At 37.7% G+C, this 18,806-nt stretch carries 18 protein-coding genes and 2 tRNA genes; 15 read left to right on the top strand and 5 right to left on the bottom strand.

The window, feature by feature from the left end; genetic code table 11:
- The first annotated feature begins 67 nt into the window (after nt 1-67).
- From BTO23_RS13400 to BTO23_RS13385, 4 genes are all read left to right on the top strand, one after another.
- A complete protein-coding gene (locus tag BTO23_RS13400; protein ID WP_060992236.1) occupies nt 68-565 on the top strand; it encodes an ATP-dependent zinc protease family protein in 498 nt (165 codons plus the stop codon).
- Between the two features lie 82 nt (nt 566-647).
- A tRNA-Ser gene (locus tag BTO23_RS13395) sits at nt 648-738 on the top strand.
- 38 nt (nt 739-776) lie between these two features.
- Nucleotides 777-853, top strand: a tRNA-Asp gene (locus tag BTO23_RS13390).
- 271 nt (nt 854-1,124) lie between these two features.
- Nucleotides 1,125-2,357, top strand: coding sequence for a sensor domain-containing diguanylate cyclase (locus BTO23_RS13385; protein ID WP_061011907.1), 1,233 nt, complete (start codon nt 1,125-1,127; stop codon nt 2,355-2,357).
- Between the two features lie 20 nt (nt 2,358-2,377).
- Here BTO23_RS13385 and BTO23_RS13380 read toward each other — a convergent pair whose 3' ends face one another.
- Nucleotides 2,378-2,614 (bottom strand): DUF3389 domain-containing protein, encoded by a 237-nt coding sequence (locus tag BTO23_RS13380; protein ID WP_061011909.1) that lies wholly within the window; start codon nt 2,612-2,614, stop codon nt 2,378-2,380.
- Nucleotides 2,615-2,929: 315 nt separating this feature from the next.
- Here BTO23_RS13380 and BTO23_RS13375 point away from each other — a divergent pair, with 315 nt between their 5' ends.
- Nucleotides 2,930-4,057 (top strand): acyl-CoA desaturase, encoded by a 1,128-nt coding sequence (locus BTO23_RS13375; RefSeq protein WP_105063764.1) that lies wholly within the window; start codon nt 2,930-2,932, stop codon nt 4,055-4,057.
- A gap of 75 nt (nt 4,058-4,132) precedes the next feature.
- On the opposite strand, the gene BTO23_RS13370 is transcribed toward BTO23_RS13375, so the two are convergent.
- Nucleotides 4,133-5,098 (bottom strand): S1 family peptidase, encoded by a 966-nt coding sequence (locus BTO23_RS13370; protein WP_105063763.1) that lies wholly within the window; start codon nt 5,096-5,098, stop codon nt 4,133-4,135.
- A 207-nt stretch (nt 5,099-5,305) separates the two neighbouring features.
- Here BTO23_RS13370 and BTO23_RS13365 point away from each other — a divergent pair, with 207 nt between their 5' ends.
- The gene (locus BTO23_RS13365; protein ID WP_105063762.1) at nt 5,306-6,319 is read left to right on the top strand and encodes an acyltransferase; all 1,014 of its coding nucleotides are present in this window, start codon (nt 5,306-5,308) and stop codon (nt 6,317-6,319) included.
- A gap of 1 nt (nt 6,320) precedes the next feature.
- Here BTO23_RS13365 and BTO23_RS13360 read toward each other — a convergent pair whose 3' ends face one another.
- On the bottom strand, nt 6,321-7,226 hold the full coding sequence (locus tag BTO23_RS13360) for a LysR family transcriptional regulator (RefSeq protein WP_060992230.1): 906 nt from the start codon (nt 7,224-7,226) through the stop codon (nt 6,321-6,323).
- Nucleotides 7,227-7,425: 199 nt separating this feature from the next.
- Here BTO23_RS13360 and BTO23_RS13355 point away from each other — a divergent pair, with 199 nt between their 5' ends.
- Together BTO23_RS13355 and BTO23_RS13350 are read left to right on the top strand one after the other, a co-directional pair.
- A complete protein-coding gene (locus tag BTO23_RS13355; RefSeq protein WP_061036518.1) occupies nt 7,426-9,477 on the top strand; it encodes an alkyl/aryl-sulfatase in 2,052 nt (683 codons plus the stop codon).
- A 145-nt stretch (nt 9,478-9,622) separates the two neighbouring features.
- A complete protein-coding gene (locus BTO23_RS13350; RefSeq protein WP_060992228.1) occupies nt 9,623-9,997 on the top strand; it encodes a hypothetical protein in 375 nt (124 codons plus the stop codon).
- Nucleotides 9,998-9,999: 2 nt separating this feature from the next.
- Here the strand turns inward: BTO23_RS13350 and BTO23_RS13345 are convergent, their stop codons facing one another.
- The gene (locus BTO23_RS13345) at nt 10,000-10,908 is read right to left on the bottom strand and encodes a DUF808 domain-containing protein (RefSeq protein WP_060992227.1); all 909 of its coding nucleotides are present in this window, start codon (nt 10,906-10,908) and stop codon (nt 10,000-10,002) included.
- 143 nt (nt 10,909-11,051) lie between these two features.
- Nucleotides 11,052-11,939 carry a DUF5666 domain-containing protein gene (locus tag BTO23_RS13340; RefSeq protein WP_105063761.1) on the bottom strand — a complete coding sequence of 296 codons (888 nt, stop codon included), beginning with the start codon at nt 11,937-11,939 and terminating at the stop codon, nt 11,052-11,054.
- A gap of 81 nt (nt 11,940-12,020) precedes the next feature.
- Here BTO23_RS13340 and BTO23_RS13335 point away from each other — a divergent pair, with 81 nt between their 5' ends.
- The 7 genes from BTO23_RS13335 (at nt 12,021) to BTO23_RS13305 (ending at nt 18,799) form a co-directional block, all read left to right on the top strand.
- Nucleotides 12,021-12,686, top strand: coding sequence for a response regulator transcription factor (locus BTO23_RS13335; protein WP_060992225.1), 666 nt, complete (start codon nt 12,021-12,023; stop codon nt 12,684-12,686).
- The gene (locus BTO23_RS13330; protein ID WP_060992224.1) at nt 12,661-13,917 is read left to right on the top strand and encodes a sensor histidine kinase; all 1,257 of its coding nucleotides are present in this window, start codon (nt 12,661-12,663) and stop codon (nt 13,915-13,917) included. Before BTO23_RS13335 ends, BTO23_RS13330 begins: the two co-directional genes overlap by 26 nt.
- A 74-nt stretch (nt 13,918-13,991) precedes the next feature.
- The gene (locus tag BTO23_RS13325) at nt 13,992-15,164 is read left to right on the top strand and encodes a YcbX family protein (RefSeq protein WP_105063760.1); all 1,173 of its coding nucleotides are present in this window, start codon (nt 13,992-13,994) and stop codon (nt 15,162-15,164) included.
- 89 nt (nt 15,165-15,253) lie between these two features.
- Nucleotides 15,254-15,670 (top strand): RNA-binding S4 domain-containing protein, encoded by a 417-nt coding sequence (locus BTO23_RS13320; protein ID WP_105063759.1) that lies wholly within the window; start codon nt 15,254-15,256, stop codon nt 15,668-15,670.
- Nucleotides 15,671-15,857: 187 nt separating this feature from the next.
- Complete coding sequence (locus tag BTO23_RS13315) at nt 15,858-16,187, top strand: DMT family transporter (RefSeq protein WP_061011921.1); 330 nt, start codon at nt 15,858-15,860, stop codon at nt 16,185-16,187.
- A 72-nt stretch (nt 16,188-16,259) separates the two neighbouring features.
- On the top strand, nt 16,260-16,886 hold the full coding sequence (locus BTO23_RS13310; protein WP_060992220.1) for an NAD(P)H-dependent oxidoreductase: 627 nt from the start codon (nt 16,260-16,262) through the stop codon (nt 16,884-16,886).
- The gene (locus BTO23_RS13305) at nt 16,883-18,799 is read left to right on the top strand and encodes a monovalent cation:proton antiporter-2 (CPA2) family protein (RefSeq protein ID WP_061011927.1); all 1,917 of its coding nucleotides are present in this window, start codon (nt 16,883-16,885) and stop codon (nt 18,797-18,799) included. Before BTO23_RS13310 ends, BTO23_RS13305 begins: the two co-directional genes overlap by 4 nt.
- Nucleotides 18,800-18,806 lie beyond the last annotated feature (7 nt).

Raw genomic sequence — 18,806 nt, 5'->3', positions numbered from 1 at the left:
TCACAGAGCATTAAAGCGTCTATTCTTTATTCGCACTCTATTTTTGTATTTAAAATTAAAGGTTCCCATGAAAAAATTCTTTATTTCCTTATGTTTATTATTAATTTCGACATCAAGCTTTGCTGATGAAACATGCTCAAATAAAACAATCGTAGGTCAAATAGAAACAATTCATATCAAAGAACTTAATTCTAATTACCAAGCCCGTATTGATACAGGTGCAGCAACAACGTCAATCCATGCAACGAATATCAAAATCGTTGGAACCGACGAAGAAAGCGACAATATGCGAGATCACCTTGGTGATACAATAAAATTTACCACTTATAATGAAAATGGTGATGCTTCTGAACACACAGGCCGCATTATTAGAGTTAGTAAAATTCGTAACGCTCAAGGGGTTGAACGCCGCTATGCTGTACGAATGCATTTAGAATTCGATGGTAAAGAGAAGAAAATCGCAGTAAACCTTCGTGACCGCAGTAAATTAGATTATAAATTATTGATTGGCCGTAACTGGTTAGAAGGCGATTATCTAGTCGATGTTGAGAAAAACGCAGAATAATGTTTATTTTTTAATCGGTTACTCGTTTTTTTTCAAAAAGTCCTTTACATAAAAATCAAAGCTGACTATTATTCACCGCACTGGAGGGATGGCTGAGTGGTCGAAAGCACCGGTCTTGAAAACCGGCAACCGTTAATAGCGGTTCTAGGGTTCAAATCCCTATCCCTCCACCACTTTTCAAAATTCAGATAGAGTCTGAGTTTTAAAAATTGGAGCGGTAGTTCAGTTGGTTAGAATACCGGCCTGTCACGCCGGGGGTCGCGGGTTCGAGTCCCGTCCGCTCCGCCAATACAACGAAGCCTTGTCAGAAATGACGAGGCTTTTTTGTGTCTGGCGAATATAGGATTTTTTCTGTTAAATAAAGAAATCAAGGTAATATGTATCCAACTTTCGAGTATTCTCCTCTTTCATTATTTCACTTTTCAAACCCGAGATAGCTCTTAAGTTTTAAACTTTTTCTTCTTATTTTGGATTCAGTCTCTCTATTTCTATGACATTGGTTTATTTGTTTCTAGCAAAAAGATAACATGAACTTATGGTTTATAAGCTAGGATACGTAATGGACAAAGTTCACATCGACTCAACTTATGGTGTGGTCATACATCGCAATTTTACTCCTCTTTACGTAGATGAAAAATACGCACAGATGTTTGGTTTTCAATCGACAGAAGAAGTCATGAACCTCAGTTCATTATTTGAAATTATCGAACCTAAATTTCATAATTCTGCATTAGATGCTTATAACGCTGTAATGAAAGGCAAAGAGCAACCTAAAGTTCGTTCTTATGTTAACCAAAATAAGCATGGTCAACTTTTCTCTGTACTTACCGTCGACCACGTAATTAATTGGGAAGGTGAGCCAGCCCTTCAAATTACTGTGATAGATATGTCGCAGATCGATCGTGCCAATAAACAAATTTTCGAACAAGAACAACGCTATAAAGATCTTATCTGGAATTCATTACAAGGCATTGTTGTCCATAGAAATTTCAAACCTTTAATGGTAAATCCCTCTTTTGCTAAAATAATTAAAGCAAAATCAGTTGATGACGTTATGTCATTAGATTCATTTTTATGCGTTGTTCCTGAGTACAACAGAGAGAATGCTAAAGCTCGCTACCAGCAATTAATTTCAGGGGAAGTTAAAGCAACAAACTCAATAGTAGAGAATATCACTTTTGATGGTGAACAACGTTATTTCCAACTTTTTGAAAGCGTCATCAGTTGGGATGGGGAATTGGCCGTTCAAAGTTCAATTATAGATGCGACTGATAAATATCATTTAGAACAGAAAATTCAATATCAAGCGTCTTATGATGACTTAACTGGTCTTTTAAATCGACGGGCCATTATTGAAAAGCTACATAAAGAGAGAGAGCCGGCATCATGCCCTTCTGAAGTGTGTTTATTGATTGATATTGATCACTTTAAATATATTAACGACCATTTCGGTCATAGTGCGGGAGATGAAGTAATTAAACGCTTTTCACAGCAATGCAAAGAGGCTGTCGGAGATTCAGGATTAATTGCTCGATGGGGAGGAGAAGAATTTATAATATTCCTTCCAAAACTAAATATAGAAGAGGCAAATATTATTGCACAAACCATTCTTAATAATTGTGAACAAGAGTATTATGAGTTTTCAGGAAAAAAACACAGTGTCACGGCCAGTATTGGTATCAGTAAATGTTCACCTGAACATTGTAATGTTGAACATCTAATCCAATCTGCCGACAACAATATGTATCAAGCAAAACAACAAGGCAGAAACCGAATTGTTTTACCTGATTAGCTATCCATATTAATATGCGATCAATAAAATTCGATAGCGATACCTATTTCTTGAGATAGTTGCTTTAATTGGATTTCATCATCTAATTTAAGCGACCATTTCATACCACTGCCAACGGCACTGATCACATTTGCCCCACCAATTAAAGTCAACGCATCAACTTCTGCCTGCATAGTAGTTCTTGAACTATTTTTTAAGCGAACAACAACCTCATATTGAGTTGCGATGATATCGCCTTCTGAAAAAGTAATTTTCATTCTGATTTTCTTCTGCACTATTTGATAGCGTCAAATTATACCTTCTTTAACTTCACTTCAAAGTAATACCTATTCCACTAACTCGATGCTCTATTTATAACGTCAAAAAGTAGCTTACAAGTAAGAATAAAAAGAGAGTGATTAGGGGTTGCTATTGCCGTCTCCGTCTTATTTATTTGTTTAAGCAATGAATCATTAATAAAATTGAGATTACCTCATCACATTTGTTACATATTCTTCCCTTACTCTTCTTGACTAAAAGAACTACACAAATTATTCTAGCGCACAACTGTACGCTTAAATGGAATCTTTATTATGACCCAAGGATCTAAACCACCAATTATTTGGTTAAATGTATTTGTCTTTACATCAAGTTTGTTGCTTGCTTTTGTCGCTACCCCTATTTATGCCTACTACCACGGTTTAGGTGGAGAGCATTGGCTATGGCTTCTATTAGCTTTTAGTTTTTGTAATCTATCAATTACTGCTGGCTATCATCGTTTATGGTCACATAAAGCGTATAACGCCCATCCAGTCTTACGATTTATCTTTGCTTTAGGCGGTGCGTTCGCTTTGCAGAACAGTGCTCTACATTGGTCGTCTGATCATAGAATCCACCACCGTCATGTTGATAATAATGATAAAGACCCATATTCAGCTAAACGTGGCTTTTGGTTTTCTCATATTGGTTGGATGCTACGTCACTATCAACCAGCAGCTTATGGGGATTATGCAAACTGTCGTGATCTACAGAAAGACAAAATCGTAATGTGGCAGCATAAGCATTATGTCTTACTTGCTCTACTAATGAACTTTGGTATTCCATTATTACTAGGGGTCATTTATGGGGATATTATCGGAATGCTATTAATGGTCGGCGCCGTACGTTTAGTATTAAGTCACCACACCACTTTCTTTATTAATTCACTTGCTCATATCTGGGGATCTCAGCCCTACACAGAAAAAAATACAGCACGTGATAATGGTATTTTAGCAGTTTTTACTTTTGGTGAAGGCTACCATAATTACCATCATATCTTTGAAAATGACTACCGAAATGGCATCTATTGGTGGCAATACGATCCTACAAAATGGTTTATCAAAAGCTGTTCTTGGATTGGTTTAACCGATAAGTTGCGCGTTAGCCCACAAGCTAAGATTGAAAAGGCAAAAGCGTTAATGCTAAGAAAAAAAGCAGAAGATAAAATCGCAACATTACAAAATTATCAAGCCATCAAAGAGCATTTAGAAACGGAATACGATGCTTTAATTGAACGTATGTCTGAGTATTATGATTCTAAAAAGCAGCTTATAGAAAACAAAAAGAATGCCTTATCAAAGCAATATGAACTCGCCATTCTTCGTGTCCAACATAAACAGATTAAGCTACAGTTTGAGCAACAAAAAAGAACATGGAACAGTCTTGTTTTACAATATGTTTAATTTTTTTTAACGTAAATAAAAAGGGCAGCCAATAATGAGCTGTCCTTTTTTATTTATTGATATTAATACAAAAACTTAAGAAAACTTACGGCGATATAAGCTAAACAAAACCAATGACAGTAAACTACCAAAGCCAAAAGAACCACCCGAACTATCACTTAAATCTGTTGCGGTTCTTGTTGCTGCTATCTCACCATTTTGCGCTTTACGTATCCAATCTGCATATTGGCTGACATCAGTAAAAACTGACTGTGCAACCAGAGAACCATCACCACAAACACTAGGACCAAAACTTACAATACCTATTTGTGTTTTTACACCGTTGTTATCCCAAACCAACGGACCGCCAGAATCACCTTGGCATGTTGCTGTAACTAAACTACTACCATCAAAAGAACTACCCGTTGTACAAACCTGTTTATTTGATGTGGTAAAATTAGTCCATATATCGCATACATTAGGAGCAACGTATTCAACCGTTGCTTGCATAAAATCGACTTGGCTATTTGCTGTACTTGAACTTAATCGACCATAACCAATAATATTAAAATTTTTCACTGGAGCAGCTCTATATCCCTGCCCTTCAACTGTCGAATCACCTAATATGGCAGCATGTGATGATGTATATGTCGATAAAGGCTGAGATAGCTCAAGCACTGCTACGTCATTAAGTAACGTTGCATCATTGTAATCACTCGGATAATAAATATTTTTTACTGATACTCTTTGTGCTGCCAGCATGCCTTGGCCATCATTCGCTTCTATTGCTACTTTCATATTTCCAATACGGTAAGAAGCGACATCATAAACACAATGGGCTGCGGTTAAAATATGAGTACTATCTAATATTGAACCGCCACAAAAAGGATAAATAGTCCCTGGTTGACTCTCATACTCAAACATTAACGAAGCCATAAATGGGTATTCAGCTACGTTTACAGAGCTTCCTCCGACAATATATGGTGCAATATTAACATCCTCTGCTTGTAGAGCAGAAGAAAACAATGATAATGGTAACAACACCCCAAGAACTGCCTTCATCTTTATTCCTTGATACACAGATAATATATGTTAATAATATACCAACAAGTTGTTTTAACTTTAGCTTATATTTGTTGTTTTATCATCTTCCGCAACACTTTACGTTGCAGTTAACATATTTCAATGTCCTTACATGAATCAGACACTTTATTGCGCTATTTAAAGTACAACTAAACTAACCAAAATAAATAATAAGTAGGAAATACGATGGGAAGAGTCTTCTTTTTTGATTTATTACGATGCATTGCTGCAGTGGCAGTAGTCGCCATTCATGTGCTTGCCCCCTACAGAAACGAGCTTAACGTCATTCCATTTGATCAATGGGCTACTGCGGTATCGGTAAATAGCTTAAGTCGTTGGGCTGTGCCTGTATTCATCATGATCACAGGGGCATTAATGTTAAGTGATAAACGGGAGTTTAACGCGCCTTATTATGTAAAGAAACGGTTAGGTAAAGTACTCGTTCCTTTTCTTTTCTGGTCTGTATTTTACGCATTGCTTTCAGGGTTAGCTGCTCAAGGGTATGATTTTGAATCAGCAAAAAGTGTTCTTATCGATCTTCCTTTTGAATACACCTATTATCATTTAGGATTCTTTTACTATTTTATCCCACTCTACATTGTTATCCCTTTCTTACGCGTGATGGTACAAAAACTGGATAATACGGCATTATTTTCCATCATTGGAATATGGTTACTGACCACTTGTTTCTTCCTAGCCAAATTTGAGGGGTTGTGGAGCACTGAGATCTGGCTATACAGTGGTTACTTATTACTGGGTTATGCATTATATCAACGAGTAGAACTAACCCAGAAAAACACAATAATAGCGCTTATTATTGGGTTAACTGCATTATCGACAACCGTTTACATGGTGATAAGTCAAAGCGTATTACTGGGTGAATACACGGTTGGAAGATGGTTATCGTATAAAACCATTAATACCGTTGCTGCAGCTGGGATGCTATTTTTTGTGTGTCGTTATTATGGTGAATCACTGTCTGATAAATCCCGTACTGTCGTTGGTTTTATTAGTACCTACAGCCTAGGTATTTACTTACTCCATCCATTATTCTTATGGCCAATGAAGAATTTTCAATGGTATGACGGCCATAATCCTATGTGGGTTATTCCTGTTTGGGTTGTGCTAAGTGGCGCTGGTGCCCTCGCTTTAAGCTGGTTACTATCTAAATCCAAAAAAACAGCGTGGCTTGTTCCTTAAATTAACTCTTCTCGGCTGCGATAATTAACTGTCGCAGCCATTTGTTTGCCTTGTTATTCTCAAATTTAGTCGGCCAAATCATATGCGTTTTAATTGGTTTTGTAGAAAATGGAGGAACCAATTTCTGCAATTCAAAGCTATGTTGGTATTGGGAAACAAGTCGAACAGAATTAATACCAATCAAATCCGATTGAGCAATACACGCCATCATTCCTAACATAGACGTATGTTCACTTCCCATTTTTCTATTCGGTAATACTTCTTCAGATAAATAATCGGTCATCGTTTGTTTAAAACGGCGCATATTCAAAAAAGCATGCTCTTCTTTAAAAAACATATCCGCATCAAGTGACTCATCAACTCTTGGATGCCCAACTCTTGCAATACAACAAATTTTATCTTCTGAGACGATCATGCTTTGTAAAGAAGCCTGCCTTGGCTTTACTACGTCTAATACCAAATCAACCCTTTCTAACATTAATGCATCAATGATTTCAGTATCGCTGCTCGGTAACTCTTTTAACGTTACTTTAATCGTCGTATTTTTTAATAATTCACGCAGTCTAATTTGCAATTGAGGCAAAACAGATTCTAATGCGTAAATAACAAAGGTACGTTTGGTTAAATAGGGATCAAAAACATCGCCCTCATCAATCGCATTCGCTAATGTCATAACGGCAGGTTCAACCTGTTTAAATAGGTTCTCACCATACGCTGTCACTTCTATTCCCCGACCAGAACGAATAAATAATTCATTTCCTAAGGCATTTTTTAATCGACGAATCGCATTACTCACAGAGGATTGAGTTAAATCTAACTCTTCAGCTGCTTTAGTAAACGAACCAGTCTGACATACCGACACAAAAACGCGTAATAAATTCATATCAAAATCTTTTTGCTTTGGCATTTCTTACTCCTCTAACTCATTCACTGAACACATCAATACATTTATATTATAAATGTTAAGTATACAGATTTCTCTATTTTTAAAATATATAGAGATCACTAATATAGATTTCAACACTGAGGCTGAAGCATTAATTCATCACCTCACATACGTATTTATATTCAACGTAATTTACTGATAAATTTAAACAGGTGGATTTATGAAAAAAACTATTTTGGCTATGATTATCTCTTCAATGCCTTTAGGTGCTATTGCAGCTGAACACGATCACGAACACTTTAGTGAAATAGGTAAACAAGGCGGAAAATCAGCAAGCGAAACAACCATTGCAAAAAACAAAGCGTTTGCCAAAACATTAAACTTTTCTGATACACGAGCATTCGATAATAATAACCGTGGGCTTATCGCTTCATTTGATCAAAAAACTGGTGACATTATCCGTAATAGCTTTAATTTCATTGACCCATCAGTGGCTAACGCCGATAACGCACCAGATTCAGTTAACCCATCATTATGGCGCCAAGCGGTATTAAACCAAGCGGCAGAAGGACTTTATGAAGTCGTTCCAGGAAAAATTTACCAAGTTCGTGGAACAGATTTAGCTTCTATCTCTTTTATCCGCAGTGATAATGGTTGGATCGCTTATGACGTCTTATTAACCCAAGAATCTGCTGGGCAATCACTGAAGTTCTTCCAAGAAAATGTGCCTGAAGGGGGTAACTTACCTGTTGTTGCAATGATCTATTCTCACTCTCATGCCGATCATTTTGGTGGATCTCGCGCGATTAAAGAAGCCTTCCCTGATGTTAAAGTGTACGGCTCTAAGCATATTACCAAAGAAATCGTTGATGAAAATGTCTTGGCGGGTAACGCCATGTCTCGCCGTACCGCTTACCAATACGGCGCAACACTTAACCGTCACGAACATGGCATTGTGGATGCTGCATTAGCAAAAGGGCTTTCTAAAGGCGCGATTACGTATGTACTACCTGATTACGAACTGAACCATAAAGAAGAAATTGAAACACTGAGCATTGATGGTTTAGAGATGCAATTTATGGATGCCTCAGGTACAGAAGCGGCGTCAGAAATGGTGACTTACATCCCAAGCATGAAAGCGTTATGGACGGGTGAATTAACGTACCAAGGTATGCACAACCTTTATACGCTTCGCGGTGCCAAAGTTCGTGATGGCTTAAAGTGGTCTAAAAAAATCAACGAAATGCTAATGACATGGGGCTCAACAACGGACGTCCTTTTTGCCTCTCACTCAGCGCCAGTCTGGGGAACAGAAGAGATCTCTGATTACCTAAAAATGCAACGTGATGCTTATGGCTTTACTCATAATCAAACACTCCGCTTAGCAAATAACGGCGTTGTTCTACAAGACATGGGCGATGAGATTTACACAGTGATGCCAGAAAGTATTCAAAAAACGTGGCACACCAATGGTTACCACGGTACTTATTCTCATAATGCTCGTGCTGTTTACAATATGTATTTAGGTTACTTTGACATGAACCCTGCGAACTTAAACCCACTGCCAGTAAAACCTGAATCAGCAAAATTTGTTGAATACATGGGTGGCAGTGAGTTAATTCTAGAAAAAGCAGAAGCTGATTTTGAAAAAGGCGAATATCGTTTTATTGCAACCGCACTAAACAAAGTGATTCAAGTTGAACCTAAAAACGTAGAGGCGCGTAAATTACTTGCTGATACTTATGAGCAATTAGGTTATCAAGCAGAAGGCGCAGGTTGGAGAAACATTTATCTTACAGGCGCTCAAGAATTGCGTGTAGGTACATTACCTGGTGCTCCTAAAACCGCATCACCAGATGTACTTGCAAATATGACCATTGAAAACTTACTTGATTATTTAGCGGTACGCGTTGATTCAATCAAAGCTCAGCACACACCGTTCACATTAAATGTCGTCATTCCTGATGAAAAAGAAACGTATTTTGTGGAAATGTCTAACGGTAACTTAAACAACATTATAGTTGATAAAGAAATGAAAGCTGATGCGACATTATTAATCAATCGTTCTGATGTGTCTAAAATCCTACTTCAACAAGTAACGCTAGCAACCTTATTAGAAAACGGAAGTGCTGGGATCAAAGGTGACAAATCAGTCCTACAAAAACTGACTGACTCACTAACTAATGCCGATGCTAAATTTGAAATTGTTCCTCGCCCAGAAAAAGGCGAAGAAGTAGATGCTGAGTTATACGAAACAGCGCATAAACATTAATCTAATCAACCTTTACCAATAAAGAGATTAACAGCCGATGGTAAGTAACATCGGCTGTTTATTTTCTACCTTCAAAACAATTTTAAATATCACCTATACTAAAAATATGAATAAGTGATGTTACATCTATTTTAGAGGCTACCTTATGAATCAACTTCTTATCAAAATCGTCGTTATCACTTCAAGCTTATTCTTTTTAGGCTGTGCAAAAACAACGACAGTAACAAACCAAAGCGAAGTCACGTCTCATTCTGTTGAGGTATTTTATAGTCCTCCAACAGAAAGAACGTATACCGAATTAGGAATAATAAATACTCAAACAGGACAAACTATCTTTCATGACCGAAGTAATGAAGGCATGGTGAAAAAGCTGCAAGATGAAGCTGAAAAACTGGGCGCAGATGCGATTATTGTTAGAGCATCCAAAGAAGGTACTTGGGGAGTGAAAGGCGGAGGAACAACTGGCTTCGAACGTGGTAACGCCGAAGCCATTGCAATTAAGTTTACTGATAACAAGTAAAATTATTGAGATTTAATCTTCTGATAAATACTAATAACACCAAGAAGAATAAAGCCACTCAGTAAACCGATAATCCCATTACCAATAGTTAAATAGGTTGCCGCAACATAAGGAAGGCTAGGAAGTAAGCTAACAACGCTTTCTAGTGCATGGTGAACAAATGGAATACTGTGGACAACAATACCACCACCCACTAAAAACATAGCGATGGTACCAACGACCGTTAAGAACTTCATTAACTTTGGTGCCATTGCAACAAGTCCATTCCCAATAGAGCCCAAAATGCCCTTTCCATCACTTTTACGCTGTAGATAAAAGCCTAAGTCATCCATTTTCACGATACCAGCAACAAGGCCATACACGCCAATGGTCATCAGTACTGCGATTAAGCTCATGACCAATACTTGAGTAATAAACGGATGCCCTTGAACTGTTCCAAGCGCAATAACAATGATCTCAGCAGATAAAATAAAATCGGTACGAATCGCCCCTTTTATCTTCTTCTGCTCATAATCTTCAATATCTTCTGGGTTTGTTTGCTTTTCTTTTTCATGATCTTCTTTTACATCATGGTGATGAAAGAATTTCTCATGAATTTTCTCAGCGCCTTCAAAACAAAGGAATAAACCACCAATCAATAATAATGGCGTAATCAACCAAGGGGCAATCGAACTAATCAGCAAAGCTGCCGGAACCAAAATTAACTTATTCTTAAATGATCCTTTAGCAACGCCCCATACCACAGGGATCTCTCGCTCAGCTCTAACACCAGACACTTGTTGTGCGTTAAGCGCTAAATCATCGCCCAATACACCCGCTGTTTTCTTTGCTGCCACTTTCGACATCAGAGCAACATCATCAAGTACTGATGCAATATCATCTAATAGTGTTAATAAACTTAACCCTGCCATGTTGTTTCCTTATTTCATCATTCTTAACTAAATAGTAATCCTAATTTGATTCTTGTCATGATTTATTTTTTAGATCATGCATAAGAAACAAAAAACCACTGACTCAGTTAGAGTCAGTGGTTCGTTTTTAATACATAATGTCTTTAATCAAATTCGATTTCAGAGGCTTGTAATTTACCCGCGTTATTAATCAAATCAACATCCACTTTAGAACCAACTTTCAATTGTTCTTTAAGTCCATCTTCAAAACGAGTATTTTCAGTAATCGCAACTACTGTTTTACCGTTTAATGTCATTGATGTTTTTTCATAATTAAGAGTAGTTACATAACCTTCCACTTCAGCATTAGCTAAATCAAGTTCATTCTCAACATCAACATCGTTAGCCATAAAATCTATATTAAAATTGCCTTCAATTTCAACCCAGACACCATTATTTAACTCAGCAAGATCTTCATGATCCATTCTTGCATTAGAATAATCAACTTTCATTGTTCCAATATTAAAAAAATTATTCGCCTTATCAATGGATGTTATTTTACCTTCATATAAATCTTCTACTGGGATTGAGCCTACTTCGTAAGCTGCATTAATTTTCCAATTTCCATTTTGTTCAGCATAACCAAACAGCATCACTCTTTTATTTTCAAAATTATTCGATGTAAAGTCTTTCGTAGTGTCAAGTGTTTGTCCATTAACCGTAATAGTTGTTGATGTCACTCCTGTTACCATACCCACAATTTCAGGATCAATATCAACTTCATAAGCAATATCATTGTCGTATTCCACATCAACCTGCATGCCTGCAGCAAGTTCATTTGAAGTAACATTATGTTCATTCAATTCAATACGAGTACTAGCTAAACTTAATGGCATAGAGTTGATTGTCATCGTATCAGCATTCGCATCAACCGCTTCAATAGCACCAATATATGAACTTGATGCACGCTGATCGTTTGAATCACCAGAGTCATCAGAGCCACAACCCGTTAAAACAGCAGTTCCTAATAATAAAATAGCGACTTTCTTCATTTTTTAACCTAATTTTTATAATTAATTCAATTTCTAAGGGTAATATAGAGGCAAGAGTGTGAAGGATTCGTGAAGAGATAAATGAAAGTATTAATTGTTGAAGATAATCACCACGTCGCAGAAACCATTGCCGACTATTTAGAGTTGGTAGGCATTGATATTGACTGTGCTTATCATGGCGTTGCGGCGATTGAAATTCTAAAAAAAGAAAGCTTTGATGTCATCGTAATGGACATCATGATGCCAAAATTAGATGGTATCAGTACTGTTGAATCATTAAGACACGATCATGCTTGCAGCACTCCAATTCTATTTTTAACAGCCAAAGATACGCTTGAAGATAAAATTCACGCTTTTGAAGTCGGCGGGGACGATTACCTCGTCAAACCTTTCGCTATGGAAGAATTACATATGCGTTTACTCGCGTTATCTAAACGCGGTCGCCGTACCGATATTGGCAAACTGACGTTCAAAGATATGGATATGGACATCAAAGCCGGCACCTTATCTCGTCAACAAAAATTAATAAAACTGGCCCCTATTCAATTAAAAATCATTGCATTATTAATGAAAAAAGCGCCTGATATAGTCAGTAAAAATGAACTTATCGAACATGTTTGGGGTGATGAATCACCATCAAGTGATGCGTTACGAAGCCATTTATACACCATTAGAAACGCCATTGATAAAGGCTTTGACACACCAAGACTAGAGACGATTCATGGAAAAGGTTACCGACTTAAATAACACAATAAAACACCCAAGCTTCTTCAAAAAAATACGTTGGACGTTTGGTATACTAACGTTTTTAATGTTCTCTTTATTTTGGTCAGTTATTTACATAGCTGAAGATCAATTAGAAATAATTAGTCTTCATCATTGGCTTGATACCGAAGCAAATCAATACATTCGAAAATACCCTCAGCTAGGCGAAAATACGCCGTTGCCTAATGAAGAAGAATTCTCGACGTATTGGAGTGAGCAAGAACACCCTCTTTGGTTGAATTCCTATAAAAAACCGGGACTCTACGAACAGCAACTCGGGATTGAAGATAAACATTTTATTGTTAAGCCTCACCCATCAGGTTCTGGCTTATTATATGTCCTCTTTCAAGATGACTCCGATGATTACTTAGATGAATACGAAGCAAACTTGCACATATTAACCTTGGCGCTTGGTGGTATCTCTACTATTTTGATGATCTTATACGGCATCTATTTTGTCCGCAGCATTTCATTACCTCTTCGCCATATTCAACATAAAGTGGAGCTTATGTCGCCAGAGTACGATGACTTCACCGTAGATACTAAGTATCAAGAAACACGGGAGATCGAAAGAACCCTCCTAGAAAATAAACATCATATTGCCCAATTTTTTACTCGAGAAAAAGAGTTTAGTCGCTTTGCTTCACATGAATTAAGAACGCCTATCATGGTTATTCAAGGGTCTGCCGACTTATTAGCCAAAGTTCCTAATCAACCTAATGTTGCTTTAAAAGCCATTAACCGCTTGCATCAAGCCAGTGAGGAAATGACTCTGTTAACAGAGACTTTTTTGTTACTCGGTAAACAAGAAATTGAAAGTCATCATTTTCATCAATATCAAATCGATCAGATATTACAAGCTCAATTAGAACACTTAGAACCCCTATTCGCTAAACAAGAAATGGGCGCTGAACTTTCAATTAAAGAAGGTGATGCCTGCCTTGCTCCAAGTAGTTTTATTACTGTCGTGATAAATAATCTGATTAAAAATGCATTTAGTTACAGTGTTGGAGACATTCAAATTGCATTAAAGCATAACCGCCTGTGTATCATTAATTGCCATGATGGCAATGACACCTATAACGCAGGTTATGGCTGTGGTTTAGTGATTGTAGAGCGGATCTGTGAACGAATGAATTGGCCATTTGAAATACAAAAAACGGAAAAAGACTTTATAACTACAGTTGTATTTAATTCTTATGAGTTTAACTAATTAACCTCGCTGTAGATAAGTAATAGGACTGCAAAATAGACTTTGATACACTTATAACAATTAAAACACAAAGAATGGATACCACTGTGAGCCAAAAAAATTTAATGTCACGTTTATCAAGCATCAATGTATACCCTGTAAAATCGATAGCAGGGATCTCACTATCTGCTGCTCATGTTGAAAAACAAGGACTGGAGTTCGATCGTCGATTCATGGTTTCAACGTTAGATGGTAAAATGATCACAGCTCGTACTCATCCTCAAATGGTAAAAATTAAAGCCATCATAGAGCCTGATGGATTAGTTCTTTGTTACCCAGGATTAATTGATTTACATTTCACTTTCAATGAATTTGAAATGGAAGAAATCAACGCTACGGTTTGGAATGACACATTCTTAGCCTATTCCACAACCAAAGAAGCCAACCAATGGTTTTCTTCAATTTTAGGTACAGAAGCACAGCTGCTATTCTCAGGTAAACAATCTAATAGAGTGCGCGAAAAGATCCAAACTAACGTCAGTTTTGCGGATGGTTACCCTCTATTAGTCATTAGTGAAGCGTCATTAACTGAACTGAATAAACGCAGCTCTAGCCACCATACTATGGCTCAATTTAGAACAAACCTTGTTGTCTCTGGTAACGACGCTTTTATTGAAGATTCTTGGAAACGCATTCGTATTGGAGACGTTGAATTTGAAGTTGTAAAACCTTGTCAACGCTGTATTTTAACCACCGTAAATCCAAATACTGCTCAATATCATCCAAACAAAGAACCATTAAAAACATTCTCAACCTTCCGCGCTGATGACTCTGGCAATGTCTATTTTGGCCAAAACCTCATAGCTAAAAACGAAGGAACGATTAACGTTGGTGATGCGATTGAAATATTAGAGACCAAAGAAAAAGAATATTATACAGATTCTGGCACTACCATAACGGCTAGGCTAACAACGCCTGACGCCACAAACACTCAACACACTACAGAATCCAAAAAAATCACTATTAGCTTAAACGGTAATTTATTCACAGGTAACACTGAAGACCCTTTACTTCAACAAGTAGAAGCCGCGGGGCTAAGCATCAACAACAGTTGTCGAGCTGGTTTGTGTGGCGCGTGTCGAGTGACTTTAGAATCAGGCAATGTTGAGCAAGAAGAGTCTCCAGCTTTAAACCAACGTCTGAAAGATGCGGGGATGATATTAGCGTGTTGTGCTGTACCTAAGACCGACATTGAAGTGGTTGATTAACCTAAACTCATACTAGAAAGAGAAAGGCACTAGGACGATGTCTTTCTCTCAGTTACAATAGCCATAATTCGTAATCCTAAGAGACCCACATGTCAGATCAAGAAGAGTTTGAAGTAGAAGCAATTGGTGTTGAAGTTAACATGCAACCAATTGAACTCTATAAAGTATTAAAAATTGCTAATGTTGTGAATGGCGGCGGTGAAGCTAAGCACATGATTGGTGAGGGCTATGTAGGCGTCAATGGTGAATTAGAACAACGCAAACGTCGTAAAATGTACGATGGTGATGTGATTGAGTTTAATGAAGAATATTACGTAGTTATCTGTGATACTCCCGTAGGTGAATTACCAGAGATAAAAGAGCAGCCTCAACCGATTCCAGTTGAACCTGAACACTCAGAACCAAAACCTAAGAAAGAAAAAAAAGAGAAAAAGAAAAAACAGAAACCAGAAGTGCCAACGACGATTGACCCAGAAAGTGGTCGACGTTCAATTAACTTCTTCTAATCCAGTTTCAATAATGAGCTCCTTTATCTTCAGGAGCTTATTTATTATTTCTACTAATAGCATTTCATCCTTCCGCTTCTTATTATTACAAATAAGCAAAAGTAATTAATAATCCTGACTATTATCATTAAATATGAAATAGCTATACTAGCCCAACATTAATTTAATCCTCGATAGGAATCATAAAATGGGTTGGCTTTTTCTTCTTCTTGCTGTTGCTTCCGAAGCTCTTTCACACGTTGCTCTTAAAGCCACAGATGGTCTTTCGCACCTTATTCCTAACGTCATTGTTATTACAGGTCATTTAGGTGCTTTCTACTTTCTTAGCCAAGCAATGAAAACATTGCCTGTCGCTATTGCTCATGCTTCTTGGGCTGGACTGGCTATTATTGCTGTTACTTTAATTTCAAGCCTATTTTATCACCAACATTTAGACAATAAAATTTGGTTAGGTATTGGATTCATTAGTATCGGTATTGCGATCATCAATCTTTCATCGGCTCCACATACCCATTAATCTCTTTTTATTGTTATGATAGAAAAGGAAGCTACTTTTACTTTATAAACAGAATAAAAACAAAGAGGTTTTATGACCAAGCAACCTAAAAAAGTGTTGATATTATTTGCTCATCCTTCTCAACATCGCTCAGAAGTAAATGTATCACTTTTAAAGGCAGCCAAAAAAATCGAGCATGTGACCGTGGTTGATTTGTATCATGACTACCCAAAATTCAATATCGATATTGATAAAGAACAACAACTTTTATTAACCCATGATGTTGTTATTTTTCAATTCCCTCTATACTGGTATTCCACACCTGCAATCCTCAAAGAATGGCAGGATATGGTATTAGAATATGGCTTTGCTTACGGTACAGAAGGAAAAGCATTACAAGACAAAACCTTCCTATGTGCGATCACTGCTGGTGGTAAAGAAGAAGCGTACCAAACCAATGGTTATAACCAATTTACCATTCGTGAACTTCTTCACCCACTTGAGCAAATGGCCTCACTAACCAACATGGAATACATTGCCCCTTTAGTGTTATTTGGTGCACGTACGGCACTAGAAGATGACCGTATAGAAAGACACACTGACCGTTTTATAAACTTACTTTCTGCATTAATTGAAGATCGCGTTGATATTGAAATCGCAAAAGCGCTGCCAAAATTAAATCATTCATTTGATAAGTTTATTAAGGAACCAGTATCATGACAGGATATTTTCTACAAGCTTTCATCTACCTGTTCGCCGCCGTCATAGCCGTACCGATTGCTAAACGCCTTGGCCTTGGTTCTGTGCTTGGTTATTTAATTGCTGGTGTCGTAATTGGCCCAATTATTGGATTAGTTGGCGAAGAGACCACAACGATTCAACACTTTGCTGAATTCGGCGTTGTAATGATGCTGTTTCTTGTTGGTCTTGAACTTGAACCTAAAATGCTATGGGGAATGCGTCACCGTTTAATGGGCTTAGGTGGCTTACAAGTGGGGGGGACTACCGCTGCAGTAATGGGTATTGCATTGTTCTTTGGCCAACCTTGGACAATTGCACTAACCATAGGGTTAATTTTTGCTCTTTCTTCAACTGCTATCGTTTTGCAAACATTCAATGAAAAAGGGCTAGCTAGGACAGAAGGCGGGCAAAATGCATTCTCTGTATTGCTATTTCAAGATATCGCCGTTATTCCAATGCTCGCTTTCATTCCGCTATTAGCATTGCCTGAATTAATCGAAAAAGCCCAACTAGCCGCAGCAAGTGCCGCTGAACACCATGATGAAATCAGTTTAGTCGTCGGCCTTCCGGGTTGGGCTTATGGTATGGTGATTTTAGCATCTATTGCTATCGTGGTGGTTGGTGGTCACTACTTAAGTCGTCCGTTATTCCGTTTTGTCGCAAGCTCTGGTCTACGAGAAATCTTTACTGCCACGGCACTAATGCTTGTGATTGGTATCGCAGCACTGATGAGTTTAGTTGGCCTATCTCCTGCTTTGGGGACTTTTTTAGCTGGCGTAGTATTGGCTAACTCTGAGTTTAGGCACGAGTTAGAATCCAATATCGATCCTTTTAAAGGCTTACTACTTGGGTTATTTTTTATCACTGTAGGAGCTGGTATCGATTTTGGTATTCTGTTTGACGACTTCTTTACTATTATCGGCCTTACTCTTGGCGTAATGGCTCTTAAAGCCGCGATATTGTATGTCCTCGCCTTAATTTTTAAGATTAAAAACAGCAATCGTTGGCTGTTTACGTTAAGTCTAGCTCAAGCAGGTGAATTTGGTTTTGTGTTATTAAGCTTTACCGTTCAAAGTCATGTTTTACCCCCTGAAATCGCACAACCGTTATCATTGGTAGTTGCTCTCTCGATGTTCTTAACGCCAGGATTATTTATCTTATTTGATAAAGTGATCTTACCTCGATTCGAACAAAAATCGAATGATCGTGAAACCGATAACATTGATGAAAAAGGTACCGTAATCATCGCTGGCGGGGGTCGTTTTGGACAAGTAGTAAACCGCTTCTTAGTCTCAAACCATGTAAAAACAGTCGTATTGGATCATCAAGCAGATCAAGTAGATACACTACGTCAAATCAATACCAAAAGTTATTTTGGTGATGCCACACGCCCAGATCTTCTGCATACCGCAGGAATTGAACACGCAGCAATGCTCGTCGTTGCCATCGATAATCCAGAAAGCAGCGTTGAGTTAGTAAAATACGTCAAACACACTTACCCTAAAGTGAAGATTTTAGCGCGTGCGTTTGATAGAGGCCATTCCTATATGCTTCGTTGTGCGGGTGCTGATTTTATTGAATCAGAAACCACTCGCTCTGCTCTTGAAATGGGCGCAGAAGCCATGCGTGGATTAGGACAACACCCATTCCATGTTGAGCAACAAAAACTAGCGTATAAAAAAGTAGAAAATGAAAGCTCTGATAAATTGTACCAAGCATGGCTAGATGACTCAGAAGGCGAACGATTTGATAATAACTATCGTAAACTTTTCATTGAGCTTGAAAGTACGATTAAACATGCAATGAGTAAAGATCGCTCTGATAAACACAATCAATCAGAGCGTGCTTGGACACCACCACCAAAAGGCTATGCTGATGATCTTGATGAGTAATCACAGG

The sequence above is a fragment of the Aliivibrio sifiae genome (assembly GCF_002954715.1).
GTDB classification, from domain to species: domain Bacteria; phylum Pseudomonadota; class Gammaproteobacteria; order Enterobacterales; family Vibrionaceae; genus Aliivibrio; species Aliivibrio sifiae.
This window is presented reverse-complemented; position numbering and strand designations above follow the sequence as displayed.

What these genes read in the sequence shown, in the direction of transcription:
- BTO23_RS13400 (WP_060992236.1), top strand. Translation starts at nt 68, where the DNA reads ATGAAAAAATTCTTTATTTCCTTATGTTTATTATTAATTTCGACATCA.
- BTO23_RS13385 (WP_061011907.1), top strand. Translation starts at nt 1,125, where the DNA reads ATGGACAAAGTTCACATCGACTCAACTTATGGTGTGGTCATACATCGC.
- BTO23_RS13380 (WP_061011909.1), bottom strand. Translation starts at nt 2,614, where the DNA reads ATGAAAATTACTTTTTCAGAAGGCGATATCATCGCAACTCAATATGAG.
- BTO23_RS13375 (WP_105063764.1), top strand. Translation starts at nt 2,930, where the DNA reads ATGACCCAAGGATCTAAACCACCAATTATTTGGTTAAATGTATTTGTC.
- BTO23_RS13370 (WP_105063763.1), bottom strand. Translation starts at nt 5,098, where the DNA reads ATGAAGGCAGTTCTTGGGGTGTTGTTACCATTATCATTGTTTTCTTCT.
- BTO23_RS13365 (WP_105063762.1), top strand. Translation starts at nt 5,306, where the DNA reads ATGGGAAGAGTCTTCTTTTTTGATTTATTACGATGCATTGCTGCAGTG.
- BTO23_RS13360 (WP_060992230.1), bottom strand. Translation starts at nt 7,226, where the DNA reads ATGCCAAAGCAAAAAGATTTTGATATGAATTTATTACGCGTTTTTGTG.
- BTO23_RS13355 (WP_061036518.1), top strand. Translation starts at nt 7,426, where the DNA reads ATGAAAAAAACTATTTTGGCTATGATTATCTCTTCAATGCCTTTAGGT.
- BTO23_RS13350 (WP_060992228.1), top strand. Translation starts at nt 9,623, where the DNA reads ATGAATCAACTTCTTATCAAAATCGTCGTTATCACTTCAAGCTTATTC.
- BTO23_RS13345 (WP_060992227.1), bottom strand. Translation starts at nt 10,908, where the DNA reads ATGGCAGGGTTAAGTTTATTAACACTATTAGATGATATTGCATCAGTA.
- BTO23_RS13340 (WP_105063761.1), bottom strand. Translation starts at nt 11,939, where the DNA reads ATGAAGAAAGTCGCTATTTTATTATTAGGAACTGCTGTTTTAACGGGT.
- BTO23_RS13335 (WP_060992225.1), top strand. Translation starts at nt 12,021, where the DNA reads ATGAAAGTATTAATTGTTGAAGATAATCACCACGTCGCAGAAACCATT.
- BTO23_RS13330 (WP_060992224.1), top strand. Translation starts at nt 12,661, where the DNA reads ATGGAAAAGGTTACCGACTTAAATAACACAATAAAACACCCAAGCTTC.
- BTO23_RS13325 (WP_105063760.1), top strand. Translation starts at nt 13,992, where the DNA reads ATGGATACCACTGTGAGCCAAAAAAATTTAATGTCACGTTTATCAAGC.
- BTO23_RS13320 (WP_105063759.1), top strand. Translation starts at nt 15,254, where the DNA reads ATGTCAGATCAAGAAGAGTTTGAAGTAGAAGCAATTGGTGTTGAAGTT.
- BTO23_RS13315 (WP_061011921.1), top strand. Translation starts at nt 15,858, where the DNA reads ATGGGTTGGCTTTTTCTTCTTCTTGCTGTTGCTTCCGAAGCTCTTTCA.
- BTO23_RS13310 (WP_060992220.1), top strand. Translation starts at nt 16,260, where the DNA reads ATGACCAAGCAACCTAAAAAAGTGTTGATATTATTTGCTCATCCTTCT.
- BTO23_RS13305 (WP_061011927.1), top strand. Translation starts at nt 16,883, where the DNA reads ATGACAGGATATTTTCTACAAGCTTTCATCTACCTGTTCGCCGCCGTC.